General features: G+C 66.3%; 23 protein-coding genes. 5 read left to right on the plus strand and 18 right to left on the minus strand.

Annotated features, from left to right (window positions below):
• Positions 1–13: 13 nt before the first annotated feature.
• On the minus strand, positions 14–1057 hold the full coding sequence (gene recA / locus LK459_RS22870) for a recombinase RecA (protein WP_007238161.1): 1044 nt from the start codon (positions 1055–1057) through the stop codon (positions 14–16).
• Between the two features lie 547 nt (positions 1058–1604).
• On the opposite strand from recA, the gene LK459_RS22875 reads away from it, so the two are divergent.
• Positions 1605–2882 (plus strand): reverse transcriptase family protein, encoded by a 1278-nt coding sequence (locus LK459_RS22875; protein WP_227920977.1) that lies wholly within the window; start codon positions 1605–1607, stop codon positions 2880–2882.
• 59 nt (positions 2883–2941) lie between these two features.
• Here the strand turns inward: LK459_RS22875 and LK459_RS22880 are convergent, their stop codons facing one another.
• The 5 genes from LK459_RS22880 to pgsA all read right to left on the minus strand — a co-directional run bounded on the left by LK459_RS22880 (position 2942) and on the right by pgsA (position 6748).
• Positions 2942–3136, minus strand: coding sequence for a DUF3046 domain-containing protein (locus LK459_RS22880; RefSeq protein WP_007238158.1), 195 nt, complete (start codon positions 3134–3136; stop codon positions 2942–2944).
• A 9-nt stretch (positions 3137–3145) separates the two neighbouring features.
• Complete coding sequence (locus LK459_RS22885) at positions 3146–4348, minus strand: glycosyltransferase (protein ID WP_227923984.1); 1203 nt, start codon at positions 4346–4348, stop codon at positions 3146–3148.
• A 26-nt stretch (positions 4349–4374) separates the two neighbouring features.
• Positions 4375–5199, minus strand: a complete 825-nt coding sequence (gene pspA / locus LK459_RS22890; protein ID WP_039993780.1) for a phage shock protein PspA — start codon at positions 5197–5199, stop codon at positions 4375–4377.
• 265 nt (positions 5200–5464) lie between these two features.
• Positions 5465–5809, minus strand: coding sequence for a helix-turn-helix domain-containing protein (locus LK459_RS22895; RefSeq protein ID WP_007238155.1), 345 nt, complete (start codon positions 5807–5809; stop codon positions 5465–5467).
• Positions 5810–6049: 240 nt separating this feature from the next.
• Entirely contained in the window at positions 6050–6748 is a 699-nt protein-coding gene (gene pgsA, locus LK459_RS22900) for a CDP-diacylglycerol--glycerol-3-phosphate 3-phosphatidyltransferase (RefSeq protein ID WP_007238154.1), read from the minus strand.
• Between the two features lie 37 nt (positions 6749–6785).
• Here pgsA and LK459_RS22905 point away from each other — a divergent pair, with 37 nt between their 5' ends.
• Complete coding sequence (locus LK459_RS22905; RefSeq protein ID WP_227920978.1) at positions 6786–7346, plus strand: amino-acid N-acetyltransferase; 561 nt, start codon at positions 6786–6788, stop codon at positions 7344–7346.
• Positions 7347–7399: 53 nt separating this feature from the next.
• Positions 7400–7684 (plus strand): YciI family protein, encoded by a 285-nt coding sequence (locus tag LK459_RS22910; protein ID WP_227920979.1) that lies wholly within the window; start codon positions 7400–7402, stop codon positions 7682–7684.
• A 30-nt stretch (positions 7685–7714) separates the two neighbouring features.
• On the opposite strand, the gene LK459_RS22915 is transcribed toward LK459_RS22910, so the two are convergent.
• The 7 genes from LK459_RS22915 to thyX all read right to left on the minus strand — a co-directional run bounded on the left by LK459_RS22915 (position 7715) and on the right by thyX (position 17419).
• Complete coding sequence (locus LK459_RS22915) at positions 7715–8713, minus strand: TerC family protein (protein WP_227920980.1); 999 nt, start codon at positions 8711–8713, stop codon at positions 7715–7717.
• A 244-nt stretch (positions 8714–8957) separates the two neighbouring features.
• Positions 8958–11894: an FtsK/SpoIIIE family DNA translocase gene (locus tag LK459_RS22920; protein ID WP_227920981.1), complete on the minus strand. Its 2937-nt coding sequence runs from the start codon at positions 11892–11894 to the stop codon at positions 8958–8960.
• Between the two features lie 112 nt (positions 11895–12006).
• A complete protein-coding gene (locus LK459_RS22925; RefSeq protein WP_227920982.1) occupies positions 12007–12639 on the minus strand; it encodes a TIGR03085 family metal-binding protein in 633 nt (210 codons plus the stop codon).
• A gap of 35 nt (positions 12640–12674) precedes the next feature.
• Positions 12675–13613 carry a tyrosine-protein phosphatase gene (locus LK459_RS22930; protein ID WP_227920984.1) on the minus strand — a complete coding sequence of 313 codons (939 nt, stop codon included), beginning with the start codon at positions 13611–13613 and terminating at the stop codon, positions 12675–12677.
• Positions 13614–13659: 46 nt separating this feature from the next.
• Entirely contained in the window at positions 13660–15663 is a 2004-nt protein-coding gene (locus LK459_RS22935) for a ribonuclease J (RefSeq protein ID WP_227920985.1), read from the minus strand.
• The gene (gene dapA, locus LK459_RS22940) at positions 15663–16568 is read right to left on the minus strand and encodes a 4-hydroxy-tetrahydrodipicolinate synthase (protein WP_007238146.1); all 906 of its coding nucleotides are present in this window, start codon (positions 16566–16568) and stop codon (positions 15663–15665) included. The genes LK459_RS22935 and dapA overlap by 1 nt, the downstream gene beginning before the upstream one ends.
• A gap of 98 nt (positions 16569–16666) precedes the next feature.
• The gene (thyX, locus tag LK459_RS22945) at positions 16667–17419 is read right to left on the minus strand and encodes an FAD-dependent thymidylate synthase (RefSeq protein WP_007238145.1); all 753 of its coding nucleotides are present in this window, start codon (positions 17417–17419) and stop codon (positions 16667–16669) included.
• A gap of 145 nt (positions 17420–17564) precedes the next feature.
• Between thyX and LK459_RS22950 the strand changes: the two genes are divergently transcribed.
• Entirely contained in the window at positions 17565–19004 is a 1440-nt protein-coding gene (locus tag LK459_RS22950) for an amidase (protein WP_227920987.1), read from the plus strand.
• A 9-nt stretch (positions 19005–19013) separates the two neighbouring features.
• On the opposite strand, the gene LK459_RS22955 is transcribed toward LK459_RS22950, so the two are convergent.
• The 4 genes from LK459_RS22955 to LK459_RS22970 form a co-directional block, all read right to left on the minus strand.
• A complete protein-coding gene (locus tag LK459_RS22955; RefSeq protein WP_227920989.1) occupies positions 19014–19778 on the minus strand; it encodes an HAD-IIB family hydrolase in 765 nt (254 codons plus the stop codon).
• Between the two features lie 85 nt (positions 19779–19863).
• The gene (locus LK459_RS22960; protein WP_227920990.1) at positions 19864–21108 is read right to left on the minus strand and encodes a winged helix-turn-helix domain-containing protein; all 1245 of its coding nucleotides are present in this window, start codon (positions 21106–21108) and stop codon (positions 19864–19866) included.
• Positions 21109–21119: 11 nt separating this feature from the next.
• The gene (locus LK459_RS22965; RefSeq protein WP_227920991.1) at positions 21120–21644 is read right to left on the minus strand and encodes a dihydrofolate reductase; all 525 of its coding nucleotides are present in this window, start codon (positions 21642–21644) and stop codon (positions 21120–21122) included.
• A 66-nt stretch (positions 21645–21710) separates the two neighbouring features.
• Positions 21711–22544, minus strand: coding sequence for a thymidylate synthase (locus tag LK459_RS22970; protein ID WP_227920993.1), 834 nt, complete (start codon positions 22542–22544; stop codon positions 21711–21713).
• A gap of 130 nt (positions 22545–22674) precedes the next feature.
• On the opposite strand from LK459_RS22970, the gene LK459_RS22975 reads away from it, so the two are divergent.
• Complete coding sequence (locus tag LK459_RS22975) at positions 22675–23082, plus strand: HNH endonuclease (protein ID WP_227920995.1); 408 nt, start codon at positions 22675–22677, stop codon at positions 23080–23082.
• Here LK459_RS22975 and LK459_RS22980 read toward each other — a convergent pair.
• A complete protein-coding gene (locus tag LK459_RS22980; protein ID WP_227920997.1) occupies positions 23046–23723 on the minus strand; it encodes a GAP family protein in 678 nt (225 codons plus the stop codon). The two genes, LK459_RS22975 and LK459_RS22980, sit on opposite strands and share 37 nt — an antisense overlap.
• Positions 23724–23832: the final 109 nt, after the last annotated feature.

Raw genomic sequence — 23832 nt, forward strand, 5'->3', positions numbered from 1 at the left:
CGCGATGAGTGGATCAGAATTCCACTGGCGCCGGCGCGATGTCGTCGGCGTCGACGACAGCACCGATGCCGAGCTTCTCCTTGATCTTTTTCTCGACCTCGTCACGGATATCGGTGTTCTCCAGCAAGAACTTCCGAGCGTTCTCCTTGCCCTGTCCGAGCTGATCGCCCTCGTAGGTGAACCACGAGCCGGACTTGCGGATGAAGCCTTCTGCCACACCCATGTCGATGAGTGACCCCTCCTTGGAGATGCCCTGACCGTAGAGGATGTCGAACTCGGCCTGCTTGAACGGCGGGGCGACCTTGTTCTTGACGACCTTGACGCGGGTGCGGTTACCCACAGCCTCGGTGCCGTCCTTGAGGGTTTCGATACGACGCACGTCGAGCCGCACAGACGAGTAGAACTTCAGCGCCTTGCCGCCCGTGGTGGTCTCGGGCGAACCGAACATCACGCCGATCTTCTCGCGGAGCTGGTTGATGAAGATGGCGGTGGTCTTGGAACTGCTCAATGCCGAGGTCATCTTGCGCAGTGCCTGGCTCATCAGACGCGCCTGCAGGCCGACGTGGCTGTCACCCATCTCACCCTCGATCTCTGCGCGAGGCACCAGTGCGGCCACGGAGTCGATGACCAGGATGTCGAGCGCGCCGGAGCGGATCAGCATGTCGGCGATCTCGAGAGCCTGCTCACCGGTATCGGGTTGCGAGACCAGCAGCGCGTCGGTGTCGACACCGAGTTTGGTGGCGTAGTCGGGATCGAGAGCATGCTCGGCATCGATGAATGCAGCGATGCCGCCCGCGGCCTGCGCGTTGGCGACTGCGTGCAGTGCCACGGTGGTCTTACCCGAGGATTCCGGTCCGTAGATCTCGACGACGCGGCCGCGCGGCAGTCCGCCGATCCCGAGCGCGACATCGAGTGCGATCGAACCGGTGGGGATCACCTCGATCGGCTGCCTGCTCTCCTCGCCGAGTCGCATCACAGAACCCTTGCCGAAGTTCTTGTCGATCTGTGCCAGCGCGAGGTCGAGTGCCTTCTCGCGGTCCTGGGGAGCTGCTGCCATGGGATCTCTCCTTGTTCGGGATGGTTGAGGTTTGTGTGTACCGTCCGGCGTGCTGCGCGCTGAACGAGATGTCTGAGCTGAACGCGGTGTCTTCGAGGCGGTTGTTCGTTTCATGTTGCGTTGGACGCTAGCCGGTGGGTCTGACAAGAACTGGTCTGGCAAGAACTCAGACGCGGCCGCGGTCGCTGTGGTTCCACTGAACACAGCATGCAGCGAACACCTGTTCGACGGCAAGCGTGACACGCGGGTGGGAGCGGAATCGCCGCCCCGCCGTGGCGATATGCGCGCTATGCGTAATCGTCGGTCTTTCGTCGAGGAAACCATTAGGCTCATCGGCGTGGGTGGTCGGGGTGAGTGTGGATCGAGAGATCCGTCTCAGGGGCAACCCCTGGGTACATGTCACAGTTGGTTCCTGCGTCCGACGCCGCTCCGCACGCTGCGCGTGCCAGACGGCGACGAGTGTTCGGCTCGTGGTCGCCCCGACCGCCCTCATCCCTTCCCCGACCGGCCGCGGTGACGCCGTGAGTCGACTGTGCGGGGTGGCGCCGTGACCCGACCGGACCCGGGCTTCACCACCGACCAGGTACGCACTGTCGCGGCGGCCCTCGCCGACCGGATCATCGACTGGACCTGGCCTACCGTGATGCGCGCGGTCGCTGCAGAACTGCCCGAGGAGATCTGCGTCGACGTCGCACAGGAAGCGTTCGCCGTCGCTCCGCACGAGCCCCCACACCTCGCCGAAGTGTTCCGACTCGCCCTGTCACGCTGGACACTTCCCGAACCGCCCATCCCACGCGCCGTCGAACTCCCGGGACCGACGCCGGTGACCGACCTGCCATACGGGCTGCCGCCGCTCCACGACGTCGCACAGTTCGCCGCGTGGCTCGACTTCACGCCCGCAGAACTCGAATGGTTCGCCGACCGCGGCACCTGGTTGCGCACCGCGAACCCGCGTCTGCGGCACTATCGGGTGTTCCGTCGCGAGAAGCGACAGGGTGTCCGCGTCATCGAGGCGCCCAAGCCACGGATGCGCGAGACACAGCGCCGGCTACTGCGCCGACTCGTCTCCCGTATCCCGGCCCATCCTGCCGCGCGCGGATTCGAACCCGGTTCGTCGACCGCTGCGTTCGCCTGGCCCCACAGCGACCGGCCGACCGTGCTGCGCCTCGACCTCGAGCACTGCTTCGAGTCGATCGGCGCGGGCCGTGTCCGCCGGATCTTCGACGATGTCGGCTACCCCGCGCACATCGCCCGCCTTCTCGCAGAACTCTGCACGACGTCGACACCCGCCGACCAACTCGGTGGCATCGACCTCACCCACGCGGCACTGCTCCGTCGGCGACACCTGCCGCAGGGCGCACCGACGTCGCCCCATCTCGCCAATCTCGCACTCGCGCGGTTGGATCGACGTATCGACGGGTACGCGCGCGCCAACAGGTTGAACTACACGCGATACGGCGACGACCTGGCACTCTCGGGCGACGACTTCGATCACGGCCGCGCGCTGTGGATCGTCAGGCGGATCGTCTCCGACTGCGGCTTCGTCGTCCATCCCGACAAGGTGCGCGTCATGCACCGCCATCAGCAGCAACGCCTGGCGGGACTCGTGGTCAACGACCGGCCGCAGGTGTCACGTGAGGACTACGACAACCTGCGCGCACTGCTGCACAACGCCGCCAGATCCGGCGCACGATCACAGAACCTGCAGGGCCACAACAATTTTCGCGATCACGTCTACGGACTCATCGCATGGGTCGGCGCCACCGGCCACGAACGCAGACGTCGACTACTCGACATGGCTGACCGTGTCGATTGGTCGAGGTGAGGCGACGCAAGGGGTGAGGCGACGAAGGTGTGGCAGGCAGGATCTATTCGCTGCGTCACTCACCATCGGGCCCGCGGGACGTCGAAGTCCCGACAGATCGCGACCCACACATCGCGCGGGTCGACACCGTCCTCGATGGCCTGGGCACCTGTCCGACCGCCGAGGTCGATGAGGACGTGGTCGGCGAGGATCGCGTCCGCCGACGACACCCCGAACTCGGTTGTCATCAGATCTGTGAACTCCGTGAGACGCACCCGGCCAGCCTACGTTTCCGCGCTGTCGAGGACACGGCGCAGTACGTCGATCGGATCGACCACCGCGCTCGCCGATCTCCCGGCGGCTGCCGCAGCGTCGGCGTACCCGGGGTCGGAGAGCACGGTATCGACGGCACTGCCGATCGCCGCCGCCGAGGCCGGCCTGACCAGCACCCCACTACCCTGCCTGCTGACACGATTGGCGAGCTCCCATTGGTCCCCTCCGCCCGGGATCACCACGACGGGAACCGCGGCGAGCAGCGACTTGGCGAGCATGCCGTGCCCACCCCCACACACCACGAGGTCGGCGTGGCGGAGCACCTCGTCCTGACGACCGAGTCCGTGGACCACGTACGACGCCCCGGCGAGTGCCACCGATTCCGGCGACGGAGGAACGAGCGATGAGATGACCACGCGCAGTGGCGTACGCGAGGACAGCTCGCCGAACGCGGTGAGTGTCTCGTCGAGCAGCCCCTGACTTCCGGTGACCGCGGTCGACGGGGCAACTACGATGAGGGGGCCGTCGCCGGCGGGACGTTCGAAGAGTCGCCGCGTCGGCTCCCACAGCAGCGGCCCGATCAGATGGGTGTCGCGGGGCCAGTCCGGTCGCCAGACCTCGAGTGCGGGCAGGGTTGCGATCAAGCGTGCCGCGGGTGCCGGTGCGTGCCCGGGAAGTCCGATGCCCGCACGCGCCGCAGCGCGCTGCCGAACCCCGAGAGCTACCGAGCGACCACTCGCGGCGCGCATCGCCGCGTCCCGCATCCTGCCGCGGAAGCCGCGACCCGGTGACAGGCCCGCGCCCACCGGGGGCAATCCCTTCGACGGCAGATACAGCGGATGCGGCGACAATTCGACGAACGGCAAACCGGTGAGCTCTGCCGCCCAGGCTCCGGCGACGGCGATGACGTCGGAGACCACGAGGTCGATGCCTCGGGTGGCCAGCACCGGCGCCAGCCGCACCGCCATGCGCGCCGCCCGGCCGCTCAGCTTCTCACCTGCGTCGAGATCATCGTCGGCCCAGTCGGCGCGCAGTTCGGGGAGTTCTGCGATGTCGATGCCACGACCGCCTGCGGTGTCGTACCACTGCGTCCCGGTGAACACCGTGGGTTGCCAGCCGGCTTCGCGGCACCGTTCGGCAAGCGCGAACGCCGGGAAGGCATGTCCTGCATCGGGTCCCGCGACGATACCGACGCGGGGCGGGGTGCTTGTCAGTTGCCGGTCTGTCGGTTGCCGGACGGTCAGTTGCCGGTCTGAGGCGGCTCCGCAGCCGGTTGCGTGGGCTGCTGCGCCGGGGTGGCGTTCTGTGACGGCTGCGCGGCGGCACCGCCGGACGGGAGCGCGCCCCCGTTCATGCTCGCCCGGATCTGCTCGAGACGCGAGTGTCCCGCCATCTGCACGCTGGCCTGCTGCACTTCCTGCATCCGACCCTGAACCGTGTTCTTCGCGAGCTCGGCGGAGCCGAGGGCGTCGGCGTAACGACGCTCGATCTTGTCGCGCACCTGATCGAGGCTCGGTGTGTTGCCGGGCACCGACAGTTCGCTCATCTGGTTGAGCGAGGCCGAGACCTGCTCCTGCATCTTTGCCTGCTCGAGCTGACTGAGCAGCTTGGAGCGCTCGGCGAGCTTCTGCTGCAGGATCATGGCGTTGCGTTCGACGGCCTGCTTGGCCTGCTCTGCGGCTTGTAGCGACTGATCGTGCAGGCTCTTGAGGTCTTCGACACTCTGCTCCGCCGTCACGAGCTGCGCGGCGAACGCCTCCGCGGCGTTGGTGTACTCGGCGGCCTTCTGGGTGTCGCCGGCTGCGCTTGCCTGATCGGCGAGCGTCAACGCCTGTCGCGTGTTGGCCTGCAGTTTCTCGATCTCCTCGAGTTGCCGGTTGAGCTTCATCTCGAGCTGGCGCTGGTTACCGATCACCGACGCCGCCTGCTGCGACAGCGCCTGGTGCTGACGCTGCGCGTCTTCGATCGCCTGCTGGATCTGGATCTTGGGGTCCGCGTTCTCGTCGATCTTCGCGTTGCCCGCTGCCATCAGGTAGCGCCACAGCTTCACGAACGGATTCGCCATGCTCTTCGTCAACTCCATTCAGCGGTCGTCGAAACCTCGGTTCGACGGATGTTGTCATTCGACGGGTCTGTTGAGGTGTTGACACCCAATCTAGCGGTTATCCACCCGTGGCAACCGGGCATGTCGGCCAAACGACGACGAGCGGCGATGACCTGTCCCCCGACGCAACAGACGATCCTTCCACCGTCCGACGACGCAGTCCCTCGAAACCGGTCGAAGGGGTGAGGGCCGACACGGCAGCGACAGGCGGGACCGTGATCAGGCGTCAAGCAGCAGCAAGTGCGGTGGCATGGTGCGAGTCGGGTGATGGGATGACCACCTTGGTGGACGCGAGTCCGGCATCGCCCGCGAGTGCCATCGCGTCGGCGTCGGCCGTTGCGGGCCGCATGGCGCTGCCCACGTCGAGCAACAGATCAGCGATCTCCACGTCGAGTGCGTCGCAGATCGCGGCGAGCAGTTCGCTCGACGCCTCCTTCTGACCGCGTTCCACCTCGGACAGGTATCCCAGACTGACCCGTGCGTTGGTGGATACCTCGCGCAGCGTTCGGCCCTGCTGGGTACGCACCCGGCGCAGGCTGTCGCCCAGCGCCTCGCGCAAGAGCATCGCCATCGAGTCTCCTCTCGGTGTCGGTCTCAGGTGACTGTCGTCGGTTCGGTTCGAGTTGTCCGTTCGTTGTCAACGCCCGAAGCGGTCGATACGTTCCCCGACGACATACATTCGGTCCCCGCGTGTCTGCACGACACTAGTCCAAAGTCCCGACGGTCGCCGTACGCCGCCTGTCCGCGCGTCGCGAACGCTCGCCACGGTGAGCCGGTCAACCGGCGCAAGGTGCGTCGACGTCGGGGGATGTCAGACGGTGTCGGAATGCCGTCGTCGCTGCGGCTCGCCGTCGAGTGAGCCGGTATCCGGCCGCGCGGGTTCGGAAACCACCTTGCGCAGTGATCCCTTGGTCGAGTCCGATCGTGCCGCCTGCACCCGGACGCGTAACGCCTGCCAGGTGTAGTCGATGCCGGTCACGACCGTCACCACCACCGCTGCCCACATGATCACCATCGCGATCGTGTGCCACGGTCCGCTCAGCGGCAGGACGAGTAGACCTATGCCGACCGACTGCAACAGTGTCTTGAGCTTGCCGCCACGACTGGCCGGTATCACCGCATACCGGATAACCCAGAATCTCAGCAGTGTCACCCAGAGCTCGCGCGCGAGGATGATGCCGGTCACCCACCAGCTCAGGTCGCCCAGGATCGACAATCCGATCAGAGCCGCGCCGATCAGCGCCTTGTCGGCGATCGGGTCGGCCATCTTCCCGAAATCGGTCACCAAGCCGCGTTCGCGCGCCAGCCGGCCGTCGACCCTGTCGGTGAAGGCGGCCCCCGCGAAGATGAGAGCCGCGACAATCCGCCACAGCGTGTCGTGTCCGCCGTCGATGAACAGCACCACGATGAACACCGGGACCAACAGGATGCGGAACACCGTCAGCGCGTTGGCGATGTTGACCACCGGTACCGGATCGACCGGGTCGGTGATGTGATCGGGGCTCCGCACCCCTCCAGGGTATCTGTCCCGACTAGGCTGAGATGCCGTGCCCACTGCCGAACAGGAAACGGTGCCCCTGATACGACGCGCCCGCACGTCCGACGTACCGCGCATCAAGGAACTCATCGACCTCTACGCGGGCAGAATTCTGCTCGAGAAGAATCTCGTCACCCTGTACGAATCCGTCCAGGAGTTCTGGGTCGCACAGGTCGACGACCTCGTGGTGGGATGCGGTGCGCTGCATGTTCTCTGGGCCGACCTCGGTGAGGTCCGCACGGTCGCGGTCGACACACGCTACGCGGGACGGGGTTTCGGCCACCTGCTGGTGGCGCAGCTGATGTCCGTGGCGCGCGAACTGCAACTGTCCCGCGTATTCGTCCTCACCTTCGAGACGGCGTTCTTCGGCCGACACGGGTTCCGCGAGATCCAGGGAACGCCCGTCACACGCGAGGTGTACGAAGAGATGTGCCGTTCGTACGACACCGGCGTCGCCGAGTTCCTGGACCTCAGCTACGTCAAGCCCAACACACTCGGCAACACCCGCATGCTGGCCCATCTCGACCAGACCCCGACCGACGGGATCCAATCCGACGAGACCCCGGCCTGAGACGTCAGCCGATCACACTTCGACCGACGACAGACGAGAGACGAGGCGAAATCATGGCGATCTTCGCGATCCACTACACCTACGGTCCCGGAAAGGCCGCTGCACGCGACGCGCACAGGCCATTGCATCGCCAGTGGCTCTCCGAGGAGTTCTCCGCGGGAAACGTCCTGTTCTCCGGTCCGTATCCCGACGGTTCGGGCGCCCTGATCCTTGTGCGCGGCAGCGACCTCGACGAGGCCGAGGCCTTCATCGCGAATGACCCGTTCAACGCGCACCAGGCCATCGACGGCGTTCGTGTCGTCGAGGTCACCCAGATCTACGGCCCGTTCACGGAGTAGGCCCCACGGCGCACCCACCGGCACCGCGCGTCAGGTCGCCGGTTCGTCCGTCGAGGCACCCTTGCGCCTGGACCACAGCAGGCTCGCGACGGTGGTGACGACGAGAGTCACGATGATGACCGACAACGACACGACTGTGGAGATCTCCGGTACCGCGACGTGTTCCCCGCCGTTGACGAACGGCAGCGTGTTCTCGTGCAGGGCGTGCAGAACGAGCTTCACGCCGATGAAGCCGAGGATGAACGAGAGTCCGTAGGACAGGAACACCAGCCGGTCGAGCAGACCACCGAGCAGGAAGTAGAGCTGACGCAGACCCATCAGCGCGAATGCGTTCGCCGTGAACACCAGATACGGCTCCTGGGTCAGCCCGTAGATCGCTGGGATCGAGTCGAGCGCGAACAGCACGTCGGTGAACCCGATCACGATGAGGACCATCAGCATCGGCGTGGCCCACCGCTTGCCGTCGATCCTGGTGAAGAGCTTGTCGCTGTCGTATTCGTCGCTCGTCCGCAGGCGCTTCTTGAGGAAGCGCTCGAGCCGGGTCTCCCGCTCCTCCTCGTGCTCGACGGGATCGTCGCTCTCGCGGAGCAGTTTGACCGCAGTGAAGATGAGGAACGCGCCGAACAGGTAGAACACCCAGCTGTATGCGTTGATGGCTGCGGCACCGACCGCGATGAACGCACCGCGCATGACCAACGCCATCACGATGCCGAGCAGCAGCACCTTCTGCTGATACTCCCGCGGGACCGCGAACTTGCTCATGATGATCACGAACACGAACAAGTTGTCGACGGAGAGCGCTTTCTCAGTCACATAGCCCGCGAAGTACTCGCCGCCGTAGGTGCCGCCCCACTGCCACCACACGAACAGTCCGAAGAGGACGGCGATCGAGATGTAGATCGCCGACCACGTCCCCGATTCACGGAGCGACGGTGCATGTGGAACCCGAACGTGGGCGAAGAAGTCGAAGACGAAGAGTCCGAGGATCACCACACAGGTGATGGCCCAGACGGTGGGCGAAACATTCATGAGAGCGATCTACCTCCAGCGCGCAGCACACAACGGTTGCGATGCCAGAGGTCTCTCCCGTACGGACGATGTCCGCACCAGCCGATCCGGATCGGGAGCGCCGCACGATGATCGGCATCGTGTGACCTCTCGACCGTATTGACGGAAGGGCTGCGAGATGGGGATACTCCCCTCTTCGATCTGCCGACCACCTTAACAGGAGCACCCGCACAGGCATATCCGACTTGCCGGACATGCCTGTCGACTACTCGCCCTCGGCCTCGTCGCCGCCCCCGCCGGTGATCGATGCGATCACCCCGGCGAGGTCGTCGGGCTTGACGAGCACCTCGCGCGCCTTCGAGCCCTCACTTGGACCGACGACGCCGCGGGTTTCCATCAGATCCATCAGACGACCGGCCTTGGCGAATCCGACCCGCAGTTTGCGCTGCAACATCGACGTCGAGCCGAACTGACTGGACACGACCAGTTCGATCGCCTGCAGCAGATCGTCGAGATCGTTGCCGATGTCGCCGTCGATCTCCTTCTTGTCACCGGCCTTGGCAGTGGTGACCCCCTCGGTGTATTCCGGATCCGCCTGCTCACGCGTGTAGTCGACGACGGCTGCGATCTCCTCGTCGGTGATGAACGCGCCCTGCATGCGGATCGGCTTGTTGGCACCCATCGGCAGGAAGAGACCGTCACCCATGCCGATGAGCTTCTCGGCTCCCGGCTGGTCCAGGATGACGCGCGAATCGGTGAGCGACGAGGTCGCGAACGCGAGTCGCGAGGGAACGTTCGTCTTGATGAGACCGGTGACGACGTCGACGGACGGTCGCTGCGTGGCCAACACCAGGTGGATGCCCGCGGCACGCGCCTTCTGGGTGATGCGCACGATGGCGTCCTCGACGTCGCGGGGCGCGGTCATCATGAGGTCGGCGAGCTCGTCGACGATGGCCAGAATGTAGGGATAGGGCTTGTAGACGCGCTCGGACCCGAGCGGCGTCGCGATCTCACCCGAACGGACCTTGGCGTTGAAGTCGTCGATGTGACGCACCCGCGAGGACTTCATGTCCTGATAGCGCTGCTCCATCTCCTCGACGAGCCAGGCGAGCGCGGCTGCTGCCTTCTTCGGCTGGGTGATGATCGGTGTGATCAGGTGCGGGATGCCCTCGTACGGCGTGAGCTCCACCATCTTCGGGTCGATGAGAATCATCCGCACCTGCTCGGGTGTGGCCCGCGTGAGCAACGAAACGAGCATCGAGTTCACGAAGCTCGACTTACCCGAACCCGTGGAGCCCGCGACCAACAGGTGTGGCATCTTCGCGAGATTGGCGCTGACGAAATCGCCCTCGATGTCCTTGCCGAGTCCGATCACCAGCGGATGCGAATCCTTGCGGGTCGACGGCGACTTCAATACGTCGGCGAGGCGGACCATCTCGCGATCGGAATTGGGCACCTCGATACCCACCGCGGACTTGCCCGGGATCGGCGCCAGCAGGCGCACGTTGTCGGTGGCGACCGCGTAGGCGATGTTGCGCTGCAGTGCCGTGATCTTCTCCACCTTCACCCCGGGGCCGAGTTCGACCTCGTATCGGGTCACAGTGGGGCCGCGGGTGTAACCGGTCACCGCGGCGTCGATCTTGAACTGCTCGAGAACGCCTGTGATGCGGTCGATCATGTCGTCGTTGGTCTGGCTGCCGCGTTTGGGCGGGTCACCGTCGACGAGCAGCGTGGCTGGTGGCAGGCGGTAGTCACCCTCGACGTCGGTGACGACGAGAGCGTCCGGATCCGCTGCGCTGTCGGCCTCCGGCGCTACGGGCTCGGCGGGCCGTGAGGTCTGCCGTGCCCGCGTCTTGGTGACCTCGCTTCCGCGCTTACGGGCTGTAGCCGCAGCAGGTCGCGCGAGTTGCTCGGTGACCTCGTCGACGACGGGCTCGGTGAGCATGTCGTCGAAATTGTCCGTGGGCGCGTCGCTGGTGTCGGTGGTCGACGCGGGCACCTCGATCGGGGCGCTACGCCTGTCCGAGCGCGCGCCTCGTCGGCGCGAGCGCGGGGCCGACCCGTCATCGGGCGGATAGTTGTCGTAGGGATCGGTCGAGCGGGGCGCCGACGGCGACCAAGCGCTCGACGACCAGCCACGTGACGGATCGCCGAGGTCGTCGTCGCTGTCGGGATCGTCGAATTCCGCGTCGTCGAATTCCGCGTCGTCGACGTCGTCATCCCACGGGAGACCATCGTCGTCGTAGTGGCTGCCACCGAGTCCCAGCCAACCCAGTGCTCCGTCGACGACCTCACGTACCGTACGCCCGGACAGGATGAGGACGCCGAAAGCCATGCACAGCACCAGAATCGGCACAGACACCCAGGCCGTCACACCGGCGGTGAGCGGGGTTCCCACCACATACCCGACGAATCCGCCGGCACGGGATCGGCCGGGAAGGTCTTCCGGTGCGCCGGCGACGAGATGCATCAGACCCAGTAGCGGCAGGACGATGAGCAGCGCGCCCCCGATGTAACGGGCACGCTTGTCCGGATTGGGGCCGCGCCGCATCAGGACGATCGCCGAGGCGGCGAGCGCCACGGGAACCAGCAGAGCCGCGGTGCCGACGACAGCACGGATCAGGGCGTCGATGAAGGCACCCACCGGGCCACCGGCACCGACCCAGACTCCCACCGAGACGAGCAGAGCCAGCGCGAGGAGCGCCAACCCGACACCGTCTCGTCGGTGCGTGTGACCGCCCGAGGTGACCGACGTGCGCGCACGCGATTCACTGACGTCGTCAGAGGTCAGATAGTCGCCGTCGGAGTCGACGACGTCCTCGTCGACCACGGCTGCGGCGCCACCACGGGCGGCACCTCCACTTCCCGCACGGGCAACGGAGCCCACCCCACGCGCGAGAAGCGACCACGCACCGCCGACTCCACGGCCCACTCCCCTGCCGACCACCGCGCCTGCGGACCGCCGACTGATGTCTGCGGACTCGCGGCGCGAGGTCGACTGCGCTGAACGGCGGGACGTGCCCGTCGCCGACGAGCGCGATCCCTGTGCGCGGCGTCCGTTACCCGAACCGCTGGTCGGGGTGCGTGAACTACGTGTGCCCGTGCCCTGTCCGCGAGCCGACGCCCGTCCCCCCGACGCACGCTGTCCGCTGGTCGCGCGTGACGCGGCCGCGCGGGTTCCCGTGCCTGCCTTTGAAGCCATAGGGACAGACTAGTGGTCACCTATCTCCTGAGTCACATGCACAACACAGGCAACACAACTGTGTGTCGAATTCGTAACCCTTGCCGGACTCGCGCCCACAGGCGCCGGGTGTTCAGACCGAGCGAGTCGTCGCCTTGACCGCTGCGATGGCGTCCGGGTCACCCTCCCAGTCGATGACGACGGGGGCACGACCATAGGCGAACAACAACAGTTCGCCGACCGCACCGGTGGCTGTCACCGGCGGCCCGGACCCGGCGACGAGGGCGGTGGCGCCGTCGGGTGTCACGAAGGTCACCCGCGCAGGCAACGAGCGAAGCGTCATACGTCCTATGCCCTTGAGCGTTGTCCCCAGCGCGTGCGTCATGTCGTCGGGAAGAGACCGCGGAGTCCACGGACCGTCGGGATCGGCTCCGCCACGCAACAGGTCCTCGTGATGAATGAACATCTCGGCGAGATTGACCCATCGGTCGACGAGACTGAACATCGAGTACCACGGCGGACCCTCGGCGACCTTTTCGACCAGGTCGGGCCACGGCTGCGCCGCGGTGTCGGCTTGGACCTTCTCGGTGTGCCCCGCCAGCGGACTCACCATGATGCCGAGCGCGGCGTCGGGCCTGCGTTCGCGAATGACGAGATGAGCTGCGAGAGCGCGCGCATCCCAGTCTCCGCACAGGGTGGGCGCGTCGGGGCCCACCTTCCGCAGGGTGTCGACGAGGGCAGCGCGTTCAGACTGAGCAAGGGTCACGCTTCAAGCCTAACCACGTCGCCGTCGTGACCCCCTCAGATCGAGGGACGCAGCAGCGCCTTCTCGAGTCCGGCGATGTCGGCATCCGACAGCCGAAGTCCCTTGCGGACGTAGCCGTCGAAGCTGCCGTAGGTCTTGTCCGCTGCTGCGAACGACGCGTTCAGCCAACCGATGTTGACCCCGTTGAGTGGATCATTCGGTGACGCATGACGGAAGCTGTTGCTCGCGAGGTAGTCGGCATCGACGACCTGTCGATCGACGCCGAGGATCGTCAGCAGGACGGCGGCGAGCCAGCCGGTGCGGTCCTTGCCCGCGCTGCAGTGGAACAGCACGCTCCCGCCCGCTGTCACGGTGTCCTTGATGTCGAGCAGCGACGCACGAAATGCCTCGCGCGCGTGGGGGTCGGTGACGAAAGCGCTGTACGCGTTCGGCAGATCCACCAGATACGACGCAGGCACCGCACCGAGGACGTCGAGGTTCCGGCGGGTGGCACCGGGCACGGGTTTGTCCGGCTGGACCGCAGCCTCGAGCTGAGTGCGTAGGTCGATGATCGAGCGCACACCGTGGCGCTGCAGGGCCGTGATGCCCGCGGGGGTCAGGGTCGAGAGGTTGGCGCTGCGAATGACCTTGTCGGAGATGCGCATTCCGGTCTCGGTCGTGTAGTTGGCAAAGGTGCGCGCGTTGGCGACGTCTGGCACCGAGATGGCGAGCGGCGCCGGAATGGTGTGCGCGGGCATGACGGTCGGCGCGGCCTGCACCCGGGCTGCCGTGACGGCCCCCAGTGGGAGGATCGCGGTGGTCACCACGGTGGCGGCGACCACAACTCTGCGGCCGATCGTCCGCGACGAGGTTCCACGGGAGAAGAAGCCGGCAGTCGAGCGAGAAGTCACTGGTGGCCTTTCGGGCTTTCTGTCACGTCCCGGCAGGGCCTGTGCCCCGTCGCCTCCCACGAATTCGCGGGCCGCACAGAGCATATCGGCACGCGTATGCCTGCGGCAGCCGGGACCGGCCGAGTTGTCGTCAGGACCCGACGGCCAGCACGGTCGGCACGATCATCGGGCGTCGACGGTAGGTGTCGGCCACCCACCGGCCGACGACGCGGCGAATCGTCTGTGCGATCCGATGCGTATCGGTGACACCCTCTGCCGCAAGCGAATCGAGTGCCTGATCGACGAGCCCGGCGGCTTCCTTGAGCGCCTCCGGATCGTCGGAGAATCCGCGTCCGGACACCTCGGGTGGGCTGACCGGCCGTCCCGTTGCGGTGTCGACCGCGACGGTGATCGCGATGAATCCACCCTCGCCGAGCACGAGACGTTCCGACAGGGTCGATTCCCCCACATCTCCGACCGACAGACCGTCGACGTACACGTGACCGACGGGCACGCGCCCGACGATCTCGGCCCGACCGTCGACGAGGTCGACGACGACACCGTCCTCGGCCAGCATGACGCGATCAGGGTGCACGCCAGTCGCGACCGCGAGCGCGGCGTTGGCACGCAGGTGGCGCCACTCACCGTGGACGGGCATCGCATTCGTCGGACGCACCGCGTTGTAGAGGTAGAGCAGTTCCCCCGCCGACGCGTGTCCGGACACGTGAACCTTGGCGTTCTGCTGCGTGATGACAGTGGCGCCGCGCTTCGCGAGACCGTTGACCACGGCGAACACCGAGTTCTCGTTGCCCGGGATCAGCGACGACGCCAACACCACGAGATCGTCGGCCCGGATGTTGATCTGTCGGTGCTCGCCACGCGCCATCCGCGACAGCGCAGACAGCGGCTCACCCTGCGAACCCGTGGAGATCAGTACGAGCCGGTGATCCGGAAGCGTTGCGGCGGTGTCCATGTCGACGACGACGCCGTCGGGCACGTGGAGGTAGCCGAGATCCTGTGCGATCTGCATGTTGCGCACCATCGACCGTCCGACGAACGTGACACGCCTGTTGTGCGCGTGCGCGACGTCGATGATCTGCTGGATTCGGTGCACGTGGCTGGCGAAGGAGGCGACGATCACGCGTTGTTTCGCTTTGCCGATCACCTGGTCGAGAACGGAGCCGATCTCACGTTCGGGTGTGACGAAACCGGGCACCTCGGCATTGGTGGAGTCGACGAGGAACAGGTCGACACCCTCGTCACCGAGCCGGCTGAATCCGGCGAGGTCGGTGAGTCGGTGGTCGAGTGGCAGCTGATCGAGTTTGATGTCGCCGGTGTGCAGCACCAGGCCTGCCGGTGTCCGGATCGCGACAGCCAACGCGTCGGGGATCGAATGGTTGACCGCGAAGAACTCGAGGTCGAACGGTCCGTAGTCGAGCCGATCCCCCTCACGTACCTCGACGAGCTTGGGCCGCAGGCGATGTTCTTTGCACTTGGCATCGACCAGCGCGAGCGTGAATTTCGCGCCCACGACCGGAATGTCGCTGCGCAGGCGCAGCAGGAACGGGACTGCGCCGATATGGTCCTCGTGACCGTGCGTCAGGACAACGGCCTCGACGTCGTCGATGCGGTCCTCGATGTAACGGAAGTCGGGCAGGATCAGGTCGACACCGGGCTGCGCGTCCTCGGGGAACAGGACTCCGGCGTCGACGATGAGAAGCCGGCCGTTGTATTCGAAAACGGTCATGTTCCGGCCGATCTCGCCGATACCGCCGAGCGCGACGACCCGCAGTCCACCTCGTGGGAGCTTGCGCGGGGTGCCGAGCCGATCGACGGCCGGGTCGACGGGAACGGACTCACGCCGCGCCGGCTGTGCTTGCGATCCGGACTGCTTGCCCGCGGCACCCTGCGTGTCGTCTTTGCGCTCGTGGCGACCGCGACGCCGTCCGCGGCCCTGGTTCTGGTCCCCGGACGCCCGGCCGCTCTGCTGTGCCGGAGCCGACTGGGTGGCAGCGGGCTGGCTGGGGGCCGACTGGGTGGCAGCGGGCTGGCTGGGGGCCGACTGGGCGGGAGCCGTTGTCTGTACCGGACGCTCCTCGACGGGAGTGGGCGGTCCGGCCTTGCGGGAGGCGCTGCGTCGACGCGGTGCGGCCATCAGGACAACACCCCTGCCGCACGGAGGTCGGTGATCAACGCTTCGATCTGAGGACCGGTAGCGGGCACCTGCGGCAGACGCGGATCCCCGACGTCGAGTCCGAGGACCCGGAGCGACGCCTTGACCATGGTCACGCCTCCGAGTCGTCCCATCGCGTTGACCAACGGCAGCATCGAGGTGTTGATCGCTCGTGCCGTGGGGAGATCACCCTTTTCGACGGCGATCTGCATGTCGCGCAGCCGGTCGGGAACCAGATGTCCGATGACGCTGACGAAGCCGCTCGCACCCACCGAGAGCCATGGCAGGTTCAGCGCATCCTCACCGGAGAGATACTCCAATCCGGTCGTGGCGATGATGCCCGCCGCAGAGTGCAGATCCCCCTTGGCGTCTTTCACGCCCCTGATTCGCGGGTGCTCGGCGAGTGCGATCAGTGTCTCGTTGGCGATCGGGACCACAGAGCGCGGCGGAATGTCGTAGAGCAGAACCGGAAGCGACGTCGAGTCGGCGACAGCCCGGAAATGGGCGAGCAGTCCGGCCTGCGGCGGTTTGGAGTAATAGGGGGTGACGACGAGGAGCGCGTGCGCGCCTGCACGCTCTGATGCCTGGGCGAAGCGGATGCTCTCCGCGGTGTCGTAGCTTCCCGCTCCCTGGGTGATGCGGGCGCGGTCGCCGACCACGTCCAGCACGACGCGCAGGAGGTCGAGCTTCTCCTGGGGGGTGGTCGTCGGGGATTCGCCGGTCGTCCCCGACACCACGAGCCCATCGCATCCCTTGGATACGAGGTGATCTGCCAGCTCAGCGGCCTTGTCCAGATCGAGCGAGCCGTCGGTGCGGAAGGGGGTCACCATGGCCACCACATTGGTCCCGAAGGGATGCGTGGGCAGCTGCTCAGCTCCTGCGTTCATGGTGGTCAAGGCTACCGTGGCCATTCGTCGGTGAACGAACTGGCCACGCCGTGACATCGGCGCCACCGGACACCGGGGGCCTCACGTGCGCCTTGTGCTCAGCCTTCGAGCACGAACGGTGACGTCGCCACCTCGGTTCCGTCGGCGAGGGTGCCGATCTCGAAGTCGCCGAACACGGTCGGTGCGACGTCCATGAGTTGACGCAGGCATTCGACGGCGAGTTGGCGGATCTCGACGTCGGCGTGCTCGGTGGCACGCATTCCGACGAAATGTCGCCACGCCCGGTAGTTACCGGTGACGACGATCTTCGTCTCGGTCGCGTTGGGTAGAACCGAGCGTGCGGCCTGCCGTGCCTGTTTGCGACGCAGGATCGCGTTGGGGACGTCGGCGAACTTCGCCTCGAGGGCATCGAGCAACTCACCGTATGCCTTGCGGCTGGCATCGGTCGCCGCGGTGAACAACGCCTCGAGGTGTGCATCTCCCTTGATCGCGGGCGGCGCGACCACGTTGGAATCGTGCTCGGGCACGAAGCGCTGCGAGAGCTGCGAGTACGAGAAGTGGCGGTGCCTGATCAGTTCGTGCGTGCACGAGCGTGAGATGCCGGTGATGTAGAACGTGACGTTCGCGTGCTCGAGCAGGGACAGGTGCCCCACCTCGAGGATGTGTCGCAGGTATCCGGCGTTGGTCGCGGTGCGTGGATTGGGTTTGTCCCAGCTCTGATAGCAGGCTCGGCCGGCGAACTCGACGAGCGCCTCACCGCCGTCGGCGTCGGTGCTCCACGGGACGTCTTCGGGCGGGTTGAAAGCGGTCGCGGCCACCATCTGCACCTTCAACGGCACCATGTCCGCCATGTCGCCTCCTCTCACCTGTCGGGCATCAACGATTGTCCACCAGCGTGATCACCTCGGCCCGCCCACCCCACCGACCCCGTCACACAACACAGGTCGTTCGGAGTTTCACCGTACGGCGTGCTCTCGGAACGGGGACGATGGTCGAATGCCCGACCTGAATTTCAGTTCCGTCCACGACCAGCGCTCCTGGGTTGCCCAGGGCGAGATCACCTCCCGTGAGCTCGTCGAGCACTGTCTGGCACAGATCGCCCGCCTCGATCCGCCGCTCAATGCGTTCTCCGCGGTCCTGCACGACGAGGCCCGGTCGGAGGCAGACCGGCTCGACGCCGCGCTTCGGGACGGCACGCAACCTGGCCCCCTGCACGGGGTCCCGATCGCGGTGAAGGACGAGAACGACGTCCGCGGTGTACCGACCGCCTACGGCGGCGCGTCGGTGACCACACCGGCGACGGCCGACTCCGAGGTGGTCCGGCGTCTGCGCACCTCGGGCGCCGTGATCATCGGCAAGACCCGGATGCCCGAATTCGGTATCTGGCCCTACACCGAAACCGCCGCGCACGGGTGGACCCGCAACCCGTGGGACCCGCAGCGCTCCCCTGCCGGATCGAGTGGCGGTACGGCGGCCGCAGTCGCGTCGGGCATGGTCGCTGCCGGTATCGGCGGCGACGGGGGTGGTTCGATCCGGCTGCCGTCGAGTTGGTGTGGCCTGTTCGGACTCAAGCCGCAGCGAGGCAGAGTCAGCACGTCACCCAACCGCGATCTGTGGCGCGCGCTGGGCACGCTCGGCCCGCTGACGCGCACCGTTGCCGACAGCGCGCTCATCTACGACGTGATCTCCGGCACGACCGCGGTCGACAGATTCCACGCAGAACCACTGTCGGGCTCGTTCCTCGACGCGGCGACGCGCCCACCCGAGCGCCTCAGAATTCGCATGTCGACGCAGAACCCGGCAGGCGACGGACCACTGGGCGGCCCAGCCGCCGACTCCGAATCGGTTGCGGCGCTTCACCTTCTCGCCGATCGTCTGCGCGACGCGGGACACACTGTCACCGAATCCGATCCCGACTACCCGCTCCTCTCCGTCCCGTTCTCGGTGCAGGTCGCCACCGGTGTCGCCGAGGAGGCGGAGCGGGTGGAGCATCCGACACTGCTCGAACAACACACGCGACGCATCGCACGCGTGGGCCGTGTCGCTCGGCGCGGGGTTCAACGGGCAGAGCGGCAGGCCGATCGCATTGCCTCGACGTTCCTCCACGAACTGTTCGCCGACTTCGACGTCCTGCTCACCCCGACTACACCGACCACCGCGGTCGAGGTGGGCCAACTCGACCGGCACGGCTTCGTGGGGGTGCTCCGAGCGGCGTCGGCGACGTCGTCGTTCACGTCGCCGTGGAACGTCCTCGGCAATCCTGCGGCTGCGATTCCCATCGGTCTGGACGGGACTGGCCTACCGCAGAGTGCCCAGCTCGTCGGGCCTGCCGACAGCGAGCTGTTGCTGGTGTCGCTGGCTGCGGAGATCGAGGGGCTCGTCGAGTTCGGAAAGCATCGGCCCGCTGCGTCGACGTACCCGTCCACCGACGCATGAGCCGACGTCCTACTCGTCGAGTAGTGCGTTGAGTTTGCCCAGCGCGTCGTGCCAGTCGGTCACCCCGATCGAGGTGATGCCCAATTCCATCACCGGACGGTCGTTGCCGCCCTCGTCGAGTCGATCACCGTAGAAGAGGATGTCATCGACGGTGAGGTCGAGGATTTCCATCAGTCGCCGCGCACCGTACGACTTGTCGATGCCCTTCCGAGTGACATCGACCGACGTCGAGCCTCCGCTACGCACCTCCAGGTCGGGAAGACGCTCCGCCGCGTAGGCGCGCAGCGATTCCTTCTTGCGGCCGTCGGGATCCCATGCCTTCTTGGCGTCGACCGGCGCGGCCTGCCCCAACGCGCTGAACGTGATCTGACTTCCTCGATCCTCCAGCACCGGACCCCAGGTCTCGGTCTCCCAGAGGCCGAGTTCCTTGGCGCCGGTCTCCAGCGTGGTCAAGGTGCGCTGTTTTTCGTCGTCGGTGAGGTATTCGGCGTACACAGTCGTCCACTCAGAGCCGTCCCAACGGACGTACTGTGTGCCGTTCGTGGGCATGAGGTGGAGGTTGGCGCGATTCACGGTGTCCCCGAGCCGATCGAGCACCTGGACCTGGAACTGCTCGAACCGCCCACCCGAGATGATGCAGGCCATACTGCGCTCGAGCAGTCGGCCGAACACCTCGACCATGGAGTCGTCCATCGGGCTCTTCGATGGTGCCAGCGTGTCGTCGAGGTCGAACATGACCAGTTGGTAAGTGCGCCCGTCGTGCGTGACCGTCATCGGTACCCCTCGTGAACTCTGCAGTGCGGTGAATGTGTGCCGTGGTGAATGCTCGGTGGATTGTCCCAAAGCCGGACACAGCATGTCATGTTGTTGTGGCCGACGCCGCACCTGCCAACCGACTGGCGAGATCTCCCCGGTCACCGATCTCGACGTCGTCGAGACCGAGCCAGTGCGCGGTGACCTCCAGGTCGGCGGCGAGCCTGCGAGCGACCCGATCGGCGTCCTGCCCCGCCTCGAGGTGGGCCGCGGGCACCCGGAGCACACCCGCACCACGGTCGGCTTTGAGATCCACGCGGGCGACGATCTCGTCGCCGAGCAGATAGGGGTGGACGTAGTAGCCGTGGACCCGCTTGTGCTCCGGCACGTAGATCTCGATGCGGTAGCGGAAGCCGAACAGCCGCTCGGCGCGCGGTCGGAAGAACACCAACGGGTCGAAGGGCGACAGCAGCGTCGACCGTTCGTCGGCACGTGCGATCCGACGCGGGATCGGAGTCGACTCGTGCACGTACGCCGACTCTTTCCATCCGTGTACCGACAACTGTTGCAGCTCACCGCCTTCGGTGAGTTCTTCAACTGCTCTGCGCACATCGTCGTTCTTGAGACGGTAGTAGTCGGCGAGGTCGGGGACCGTCGCGACTCCAAGCGCACGGGCCGCGCGCGTCACCAGTGCGCGGTGTGCATCGGCCCTGCCGATTCGACGCTGCGCGACGTCGCCGACCACACGTTCGGTGAGGTCGTAGTGCCTGCCGAAGTTCGCGTCGCGCACCGCAGACAACTCGCCCGAGGCGAACATCGCCTCGCAGAGATGCTTCACGTCGCCCCGATTCCACCAGCCGCCCGGCGCACTGGGTTCGCGTTCGATTCCCAGGTGGTTCTCGATGAGGCGCGGCGTCGCCGGTCCGATGTCGGCGATCAGTGCACGGATGTCGGCAGCGAGCGCCCGGTTGTCACGCATCAGTTCCCGCGTATGGCGGTACCGTCCGTCGCGGTACTCCTCCATCCGCCAACCGAACAGCGGCCAATCATCGAGCGGGATCAGCGCGGCCTCATGTGCCCAGTACTCGACGAGCATTCGCCTGGCCCGACCCGGATGCCAGGCCGCGCGGTCGAGGAGTGTGCGGTCGTACGGACCGAGTCGCGAGAACAGCGGTAGATAGTGAGCGCGCACGGCGATGTTCACCGAATCCATCTGGATCAGGCGCGTGCGTTCGATCACCCGCGACACTTGTCTGCGCGTCACCTCGGCGGCCGGTGCCCGTCGCCCGAAACACTGTGCGTCGAGCGCGATTCGAGCCGCCTGCGCGGCCGAGATCTGCGGAGGTGTCATCGTGGCGACGGTCAGGCTCCTCGGCGTATGTCGGCCGCCGCGCCATGTCGGAGATAGTCGACGAAGCGGTACCGCAGACCGCCCGACGACGTCTGCCACGCGGTGGTCTCCGCAACCTCCCAGGCGTACGGGTCTATCTCGGGTGCGAACGCGTCGGCACCGTCGACGAGCAGGTCGATCTCGGTGATGCGCAACTGCGAGGCATGTTCCATGGCTGCCTCGTAGATCGCTCCGCCACCCATGACGGTGACAGCTCCGACGATCCGGTCGAGAGCCTCACGCAGCGAATCTGCGATCTCTGCGCCCGACGCGATGTAGTCATGGTTGCGGGTGATGACGATGTTGCGACGCTCGGGTAGCGGGCGGAACCGCTCGGGTAGCGACTCCCAGGTCTTCCGCCCCATCACCACCGGGTCGGAGCCCGTCAGTTCGCGGAAGCGTCGCATGTCCTCGGGTACGCGCCAGGGAATCGAGTTGTGACGCCCGATGGCGCCGACCCGATCCTGCGCCCAGACGAGTGTGATGACGGTGGCCATGCAGTGAGAGTACCGCCGCGGTCCGACAGGCCCGCTCGCCCCGACCGCGAACGTGACGACCGGGAATCAGACTGCGACGGGCGCCTTGATCCCCGGGTGTGACCGGTAGTCGAGGACCTCGACGTCGTCGTACTCGTAGTCGAAGATCGACTCGCGCTCACGGAGCCGCAGGGTGGGATACGGATAGGGGTCGCGCGAGAGTTGCAGCTCCACCTGGTCGACGTGGTTGTCGTAGATGTGGCAGTCACCGCCGGTCCACACGAACTCGCCGACCTCGAGACCCGCCTGCTGAGCCATCATGTGCGTCAGCAGGGCGTACGACGCGATGTTGAACGGAACACCGAGAAACAGGTCGGCACTGCGCTGATAGAGCTGACACGACAGCGTGCCGTCGGCGACGTAGAACTGGAAGAACGCGTGACACGGCGGTAGCGCCATCTGCGGGATCTCCCCCACGTTCCATGCCGACACGATGTTGCGGCGCGAATCCGGATCGGTCCGCAGGGTCTCGAGTGCGGCAGTGATCTGGTCGATGTGGTCACCGGTCGGCGTCGGCCAGCTCCGCCACTGGACGCCGTAGACGGGGCCGAGCTCACCGTTCTCGTCGGCCCACTCGTCCCAGATCGTCACGCCACGGTCCTGCAGCCACCGCACGTTGGAGTCGCCCCTGAGGAACCACAACAACTCGTAGATGATCGACTTCAGATGCACCTTCTTGGTGGTGATCAAGGGGAAACCCTGGCTGAGGTCGTAGCGGAGTTGGTGCCCGAACAGACTGCGCGTTCCCGTGCCGGTGCGGTCGGCCTTGGGCGTGCCGGTGTCCATCACCAGACGCAGAAGATCCTCGTATGGGGTCGGGATGGGCTCGGTCGGTCGGAAGTCGCGAATGGCCGTACTCACGGCTGCCAGTCTAGGACGAAGCGACCACGGGCCAGGTATGCGCGCCGACGACCGCGCCCTCACCGCACGCACCGCGTCGTCCGCGGTGTGGCGGAAGTGACACGTGAGGCGTCGAGGCTAGTCTGAGCTCATGCCACCCCGCCCACGCACCCGCGCCAATCGCTATGCACGGCGGCGTCGAGCCCGAGTGGCTGCGCAGTCCAACGATCTCACGCCCGACCAGTGGATCGCGCTGCGCGAGGCCTGGGGCGGGTGTGCGTACTGCGGCGCCGAAGGCGCTGCGCTGCAGCGTGATTGCATGCTGGCGATTTCCCGCGGCGGGCGCTACACCCTGACGAACGTCGTCCCCTGTTGCCGATCGTGCAATGCCAGCAAATGCAACACCGAGGTCACCACGTGGATGCGCCGAAAGAAGCTTGACGAGCGCGAGTTCCTGACCCGCCAGGTGCAGATCAGCGCATTGCTCGCCGAGCGGTTCGAGGGCGCAACGGTGATCGGCGATCACGAGAAGATCGCCAGACCCTTCCCGACGAAGTAGGCGCCCACGACGAGAAGTGTGATGATCGTGATCGGCGAGATGTTGTCCTCGAGCCACTGCCGGAAGTTGCTCAGAGCCGGATCGAGACGGTGTCCGCCGACGACGGCGATCAGTAGCGGGAGCAGTATGCCGATACTGGCGATCAGCACGTAGATCACGAGCACCACCCATGCCGACGCACCTCGTTGGGTGTCCTCGGCGATCCGTGCACCGGCGCCGAGACTGAGCGGTACGTTCTTGACGATCGCGATGCCCTCGATCAGGCCGAGAGCCAGGACCGCCAGTCCCGACATCGCGGTGACGCGCGCGAGGAGCTTGGCCTCCTTCGCCGGCTCGCCCGGCGCAGGTCGGTTGCGCCAGGACATCACCGCGAGAAGAAGGAAGAACAGCCCGAGCACGAGGGTGAAGATCTGCACACCGTGTTCGGTGGCAGTGGGCTCATCCTCCTCGGCGACGTCGGTGATGGCGACCGCGACGCCGGTGACGATCAGGAGTGTGACGACCCACCCGATGGCGAACAGTGCGGCCTTGCCACGACCATGCTCCGACAACAGGAGCACGACGCCGGTGATGATCGCCACCGGACTGATCGCCACGGCGACGGCGATCGGCAAGACGTCTCCGATCGCGCGGGCGATCACGATGCAGACCTCGACACAGCGCCTCCCAACAGTCGATCAGGTGCGTGCTCGCCTGATCGCGGCGCTCACCTGATGCGGAAAGTTGAATTTTTGCACCGCATCGACGGAT

Origin of the sequence: Gordonia otitidis, assembly GCF_020735545.1 — a bacterium.
In the GTDB taxonomy this organism is placed as follows: Bacteria; Actinomycetota; Actinomycetes; order Mycobacteriales; family Mycobacteriaceae; genus Gordonia; species Gordonia otitidis.

Excerpts from the sequence above, each read along its gene's own strand:
- LK459_RS22975 (WP_227920995.1), top strand. The coding sequence starts at position 22,675 with ATGCCACCCCGCCCACGCACCCGCGCCAATCGCTATGCACGGCGGCGT.
- recA (WP_007238161.1), bottom strand. The coding sequence starts at position 1,057 with ATGGCAGCAGCTCCCCAGGACCGCGAGAAGGCACTCGACCTCGCGCTG.
- LK459_RS22955 (WP_227920989.1), bottom strand. The coding sequence starts at position 19,778 with ATGACGGTCACGCACGACGGGCGCACTTACCAACTGGTCATGTTCGAC.
- dapA (WP_007238146.1), bottom strand. The coding sequence starts at position 16,568 with ATGAACGCAGGAGCTGAGCAGCTGCCCACGCATCCCTTCGGGACCAAT.
- LK459_RS22915 (WP_227920980.1), bottom strand. The coding sequence starts at position 8,713 with ATGAATGTTTCGCCCACCGTCTGGGCCATCACCTGTGTGGTGATCCTC.
- LK459_RS22960 (WP_227920990.1), bottom strand. The coding sequence starts at position 21,108 with ATGACACCTCCGCAGATCTCGGCCGCGCAGGCGGCTCGAATCGCGCTC.
- LK459_RS22950 (WP_227920987.1), top strand. The coding sequence starts at position 17,565 with ATGCCCGACCTGAATTTCAGTTCCGTCCACGACCAGCGCTCCTGGGTT.
- LK459_RS22965 (WP_227920991.1), bottom strand. The coding sequence starts at position 21,644 with ATGGCCACCGTCATCACACTCGTCTGGGCGCAGGATCGGGTCGGCGCC.
- thyX (WP_007238145.1), bottom strand. The coding sequence starts at position 17,419 with ATGGCGGACATGGTGCCGTTGAAGGTGCAGATGGTGGCCGCGACCGCT.
- LK459_RS22920 (WP_227920981.1), bottom strand. The coding sequence starts at position 11,894 with ATGGCTTCAAAGGCAGGCACGGGAACCCGCGCGGCCGCGTCACGCGCG.
- LK459_RS22935 (WP_227920985.1), bottom strand. The coding sequence starts at position 15,663 with ATGGCCGCACCGCGTCGACGCAGCGCCTCCCGCAAGGCCGGACCGCCC.
- LK459_RS22930 (WP_227920984.1), bottom strand. The coding sequence starts at position 13,613 with ATGCTCTGTGCGGCCCGCGAATTCGTGGGAGGCGACGGGGCACAGGCC.
- LK459_RS22910 (WP_227920979.1), top strand. The coding sequence starts at position 7,400 with ATGGCGATCTTCGCGATCCACTACACCTACGGTCCCGGAAAGGCCGCT.
- LK459_RS22895 (WP_007238155.1), bottom strand. The coding sequence starts at position 5,809 with ATGGCGATGCTCTTGCGCGAGGCGCTGGGCGACAGCCTGCGCCGGGTG.
- pspA (WP_039993780.1), bottom strand. The coding sequence starts at position 5,199 with ATGGCGAATCCGTTCGTGAAGCTGTGGCGCTACCTGATGGCAGCGGGC.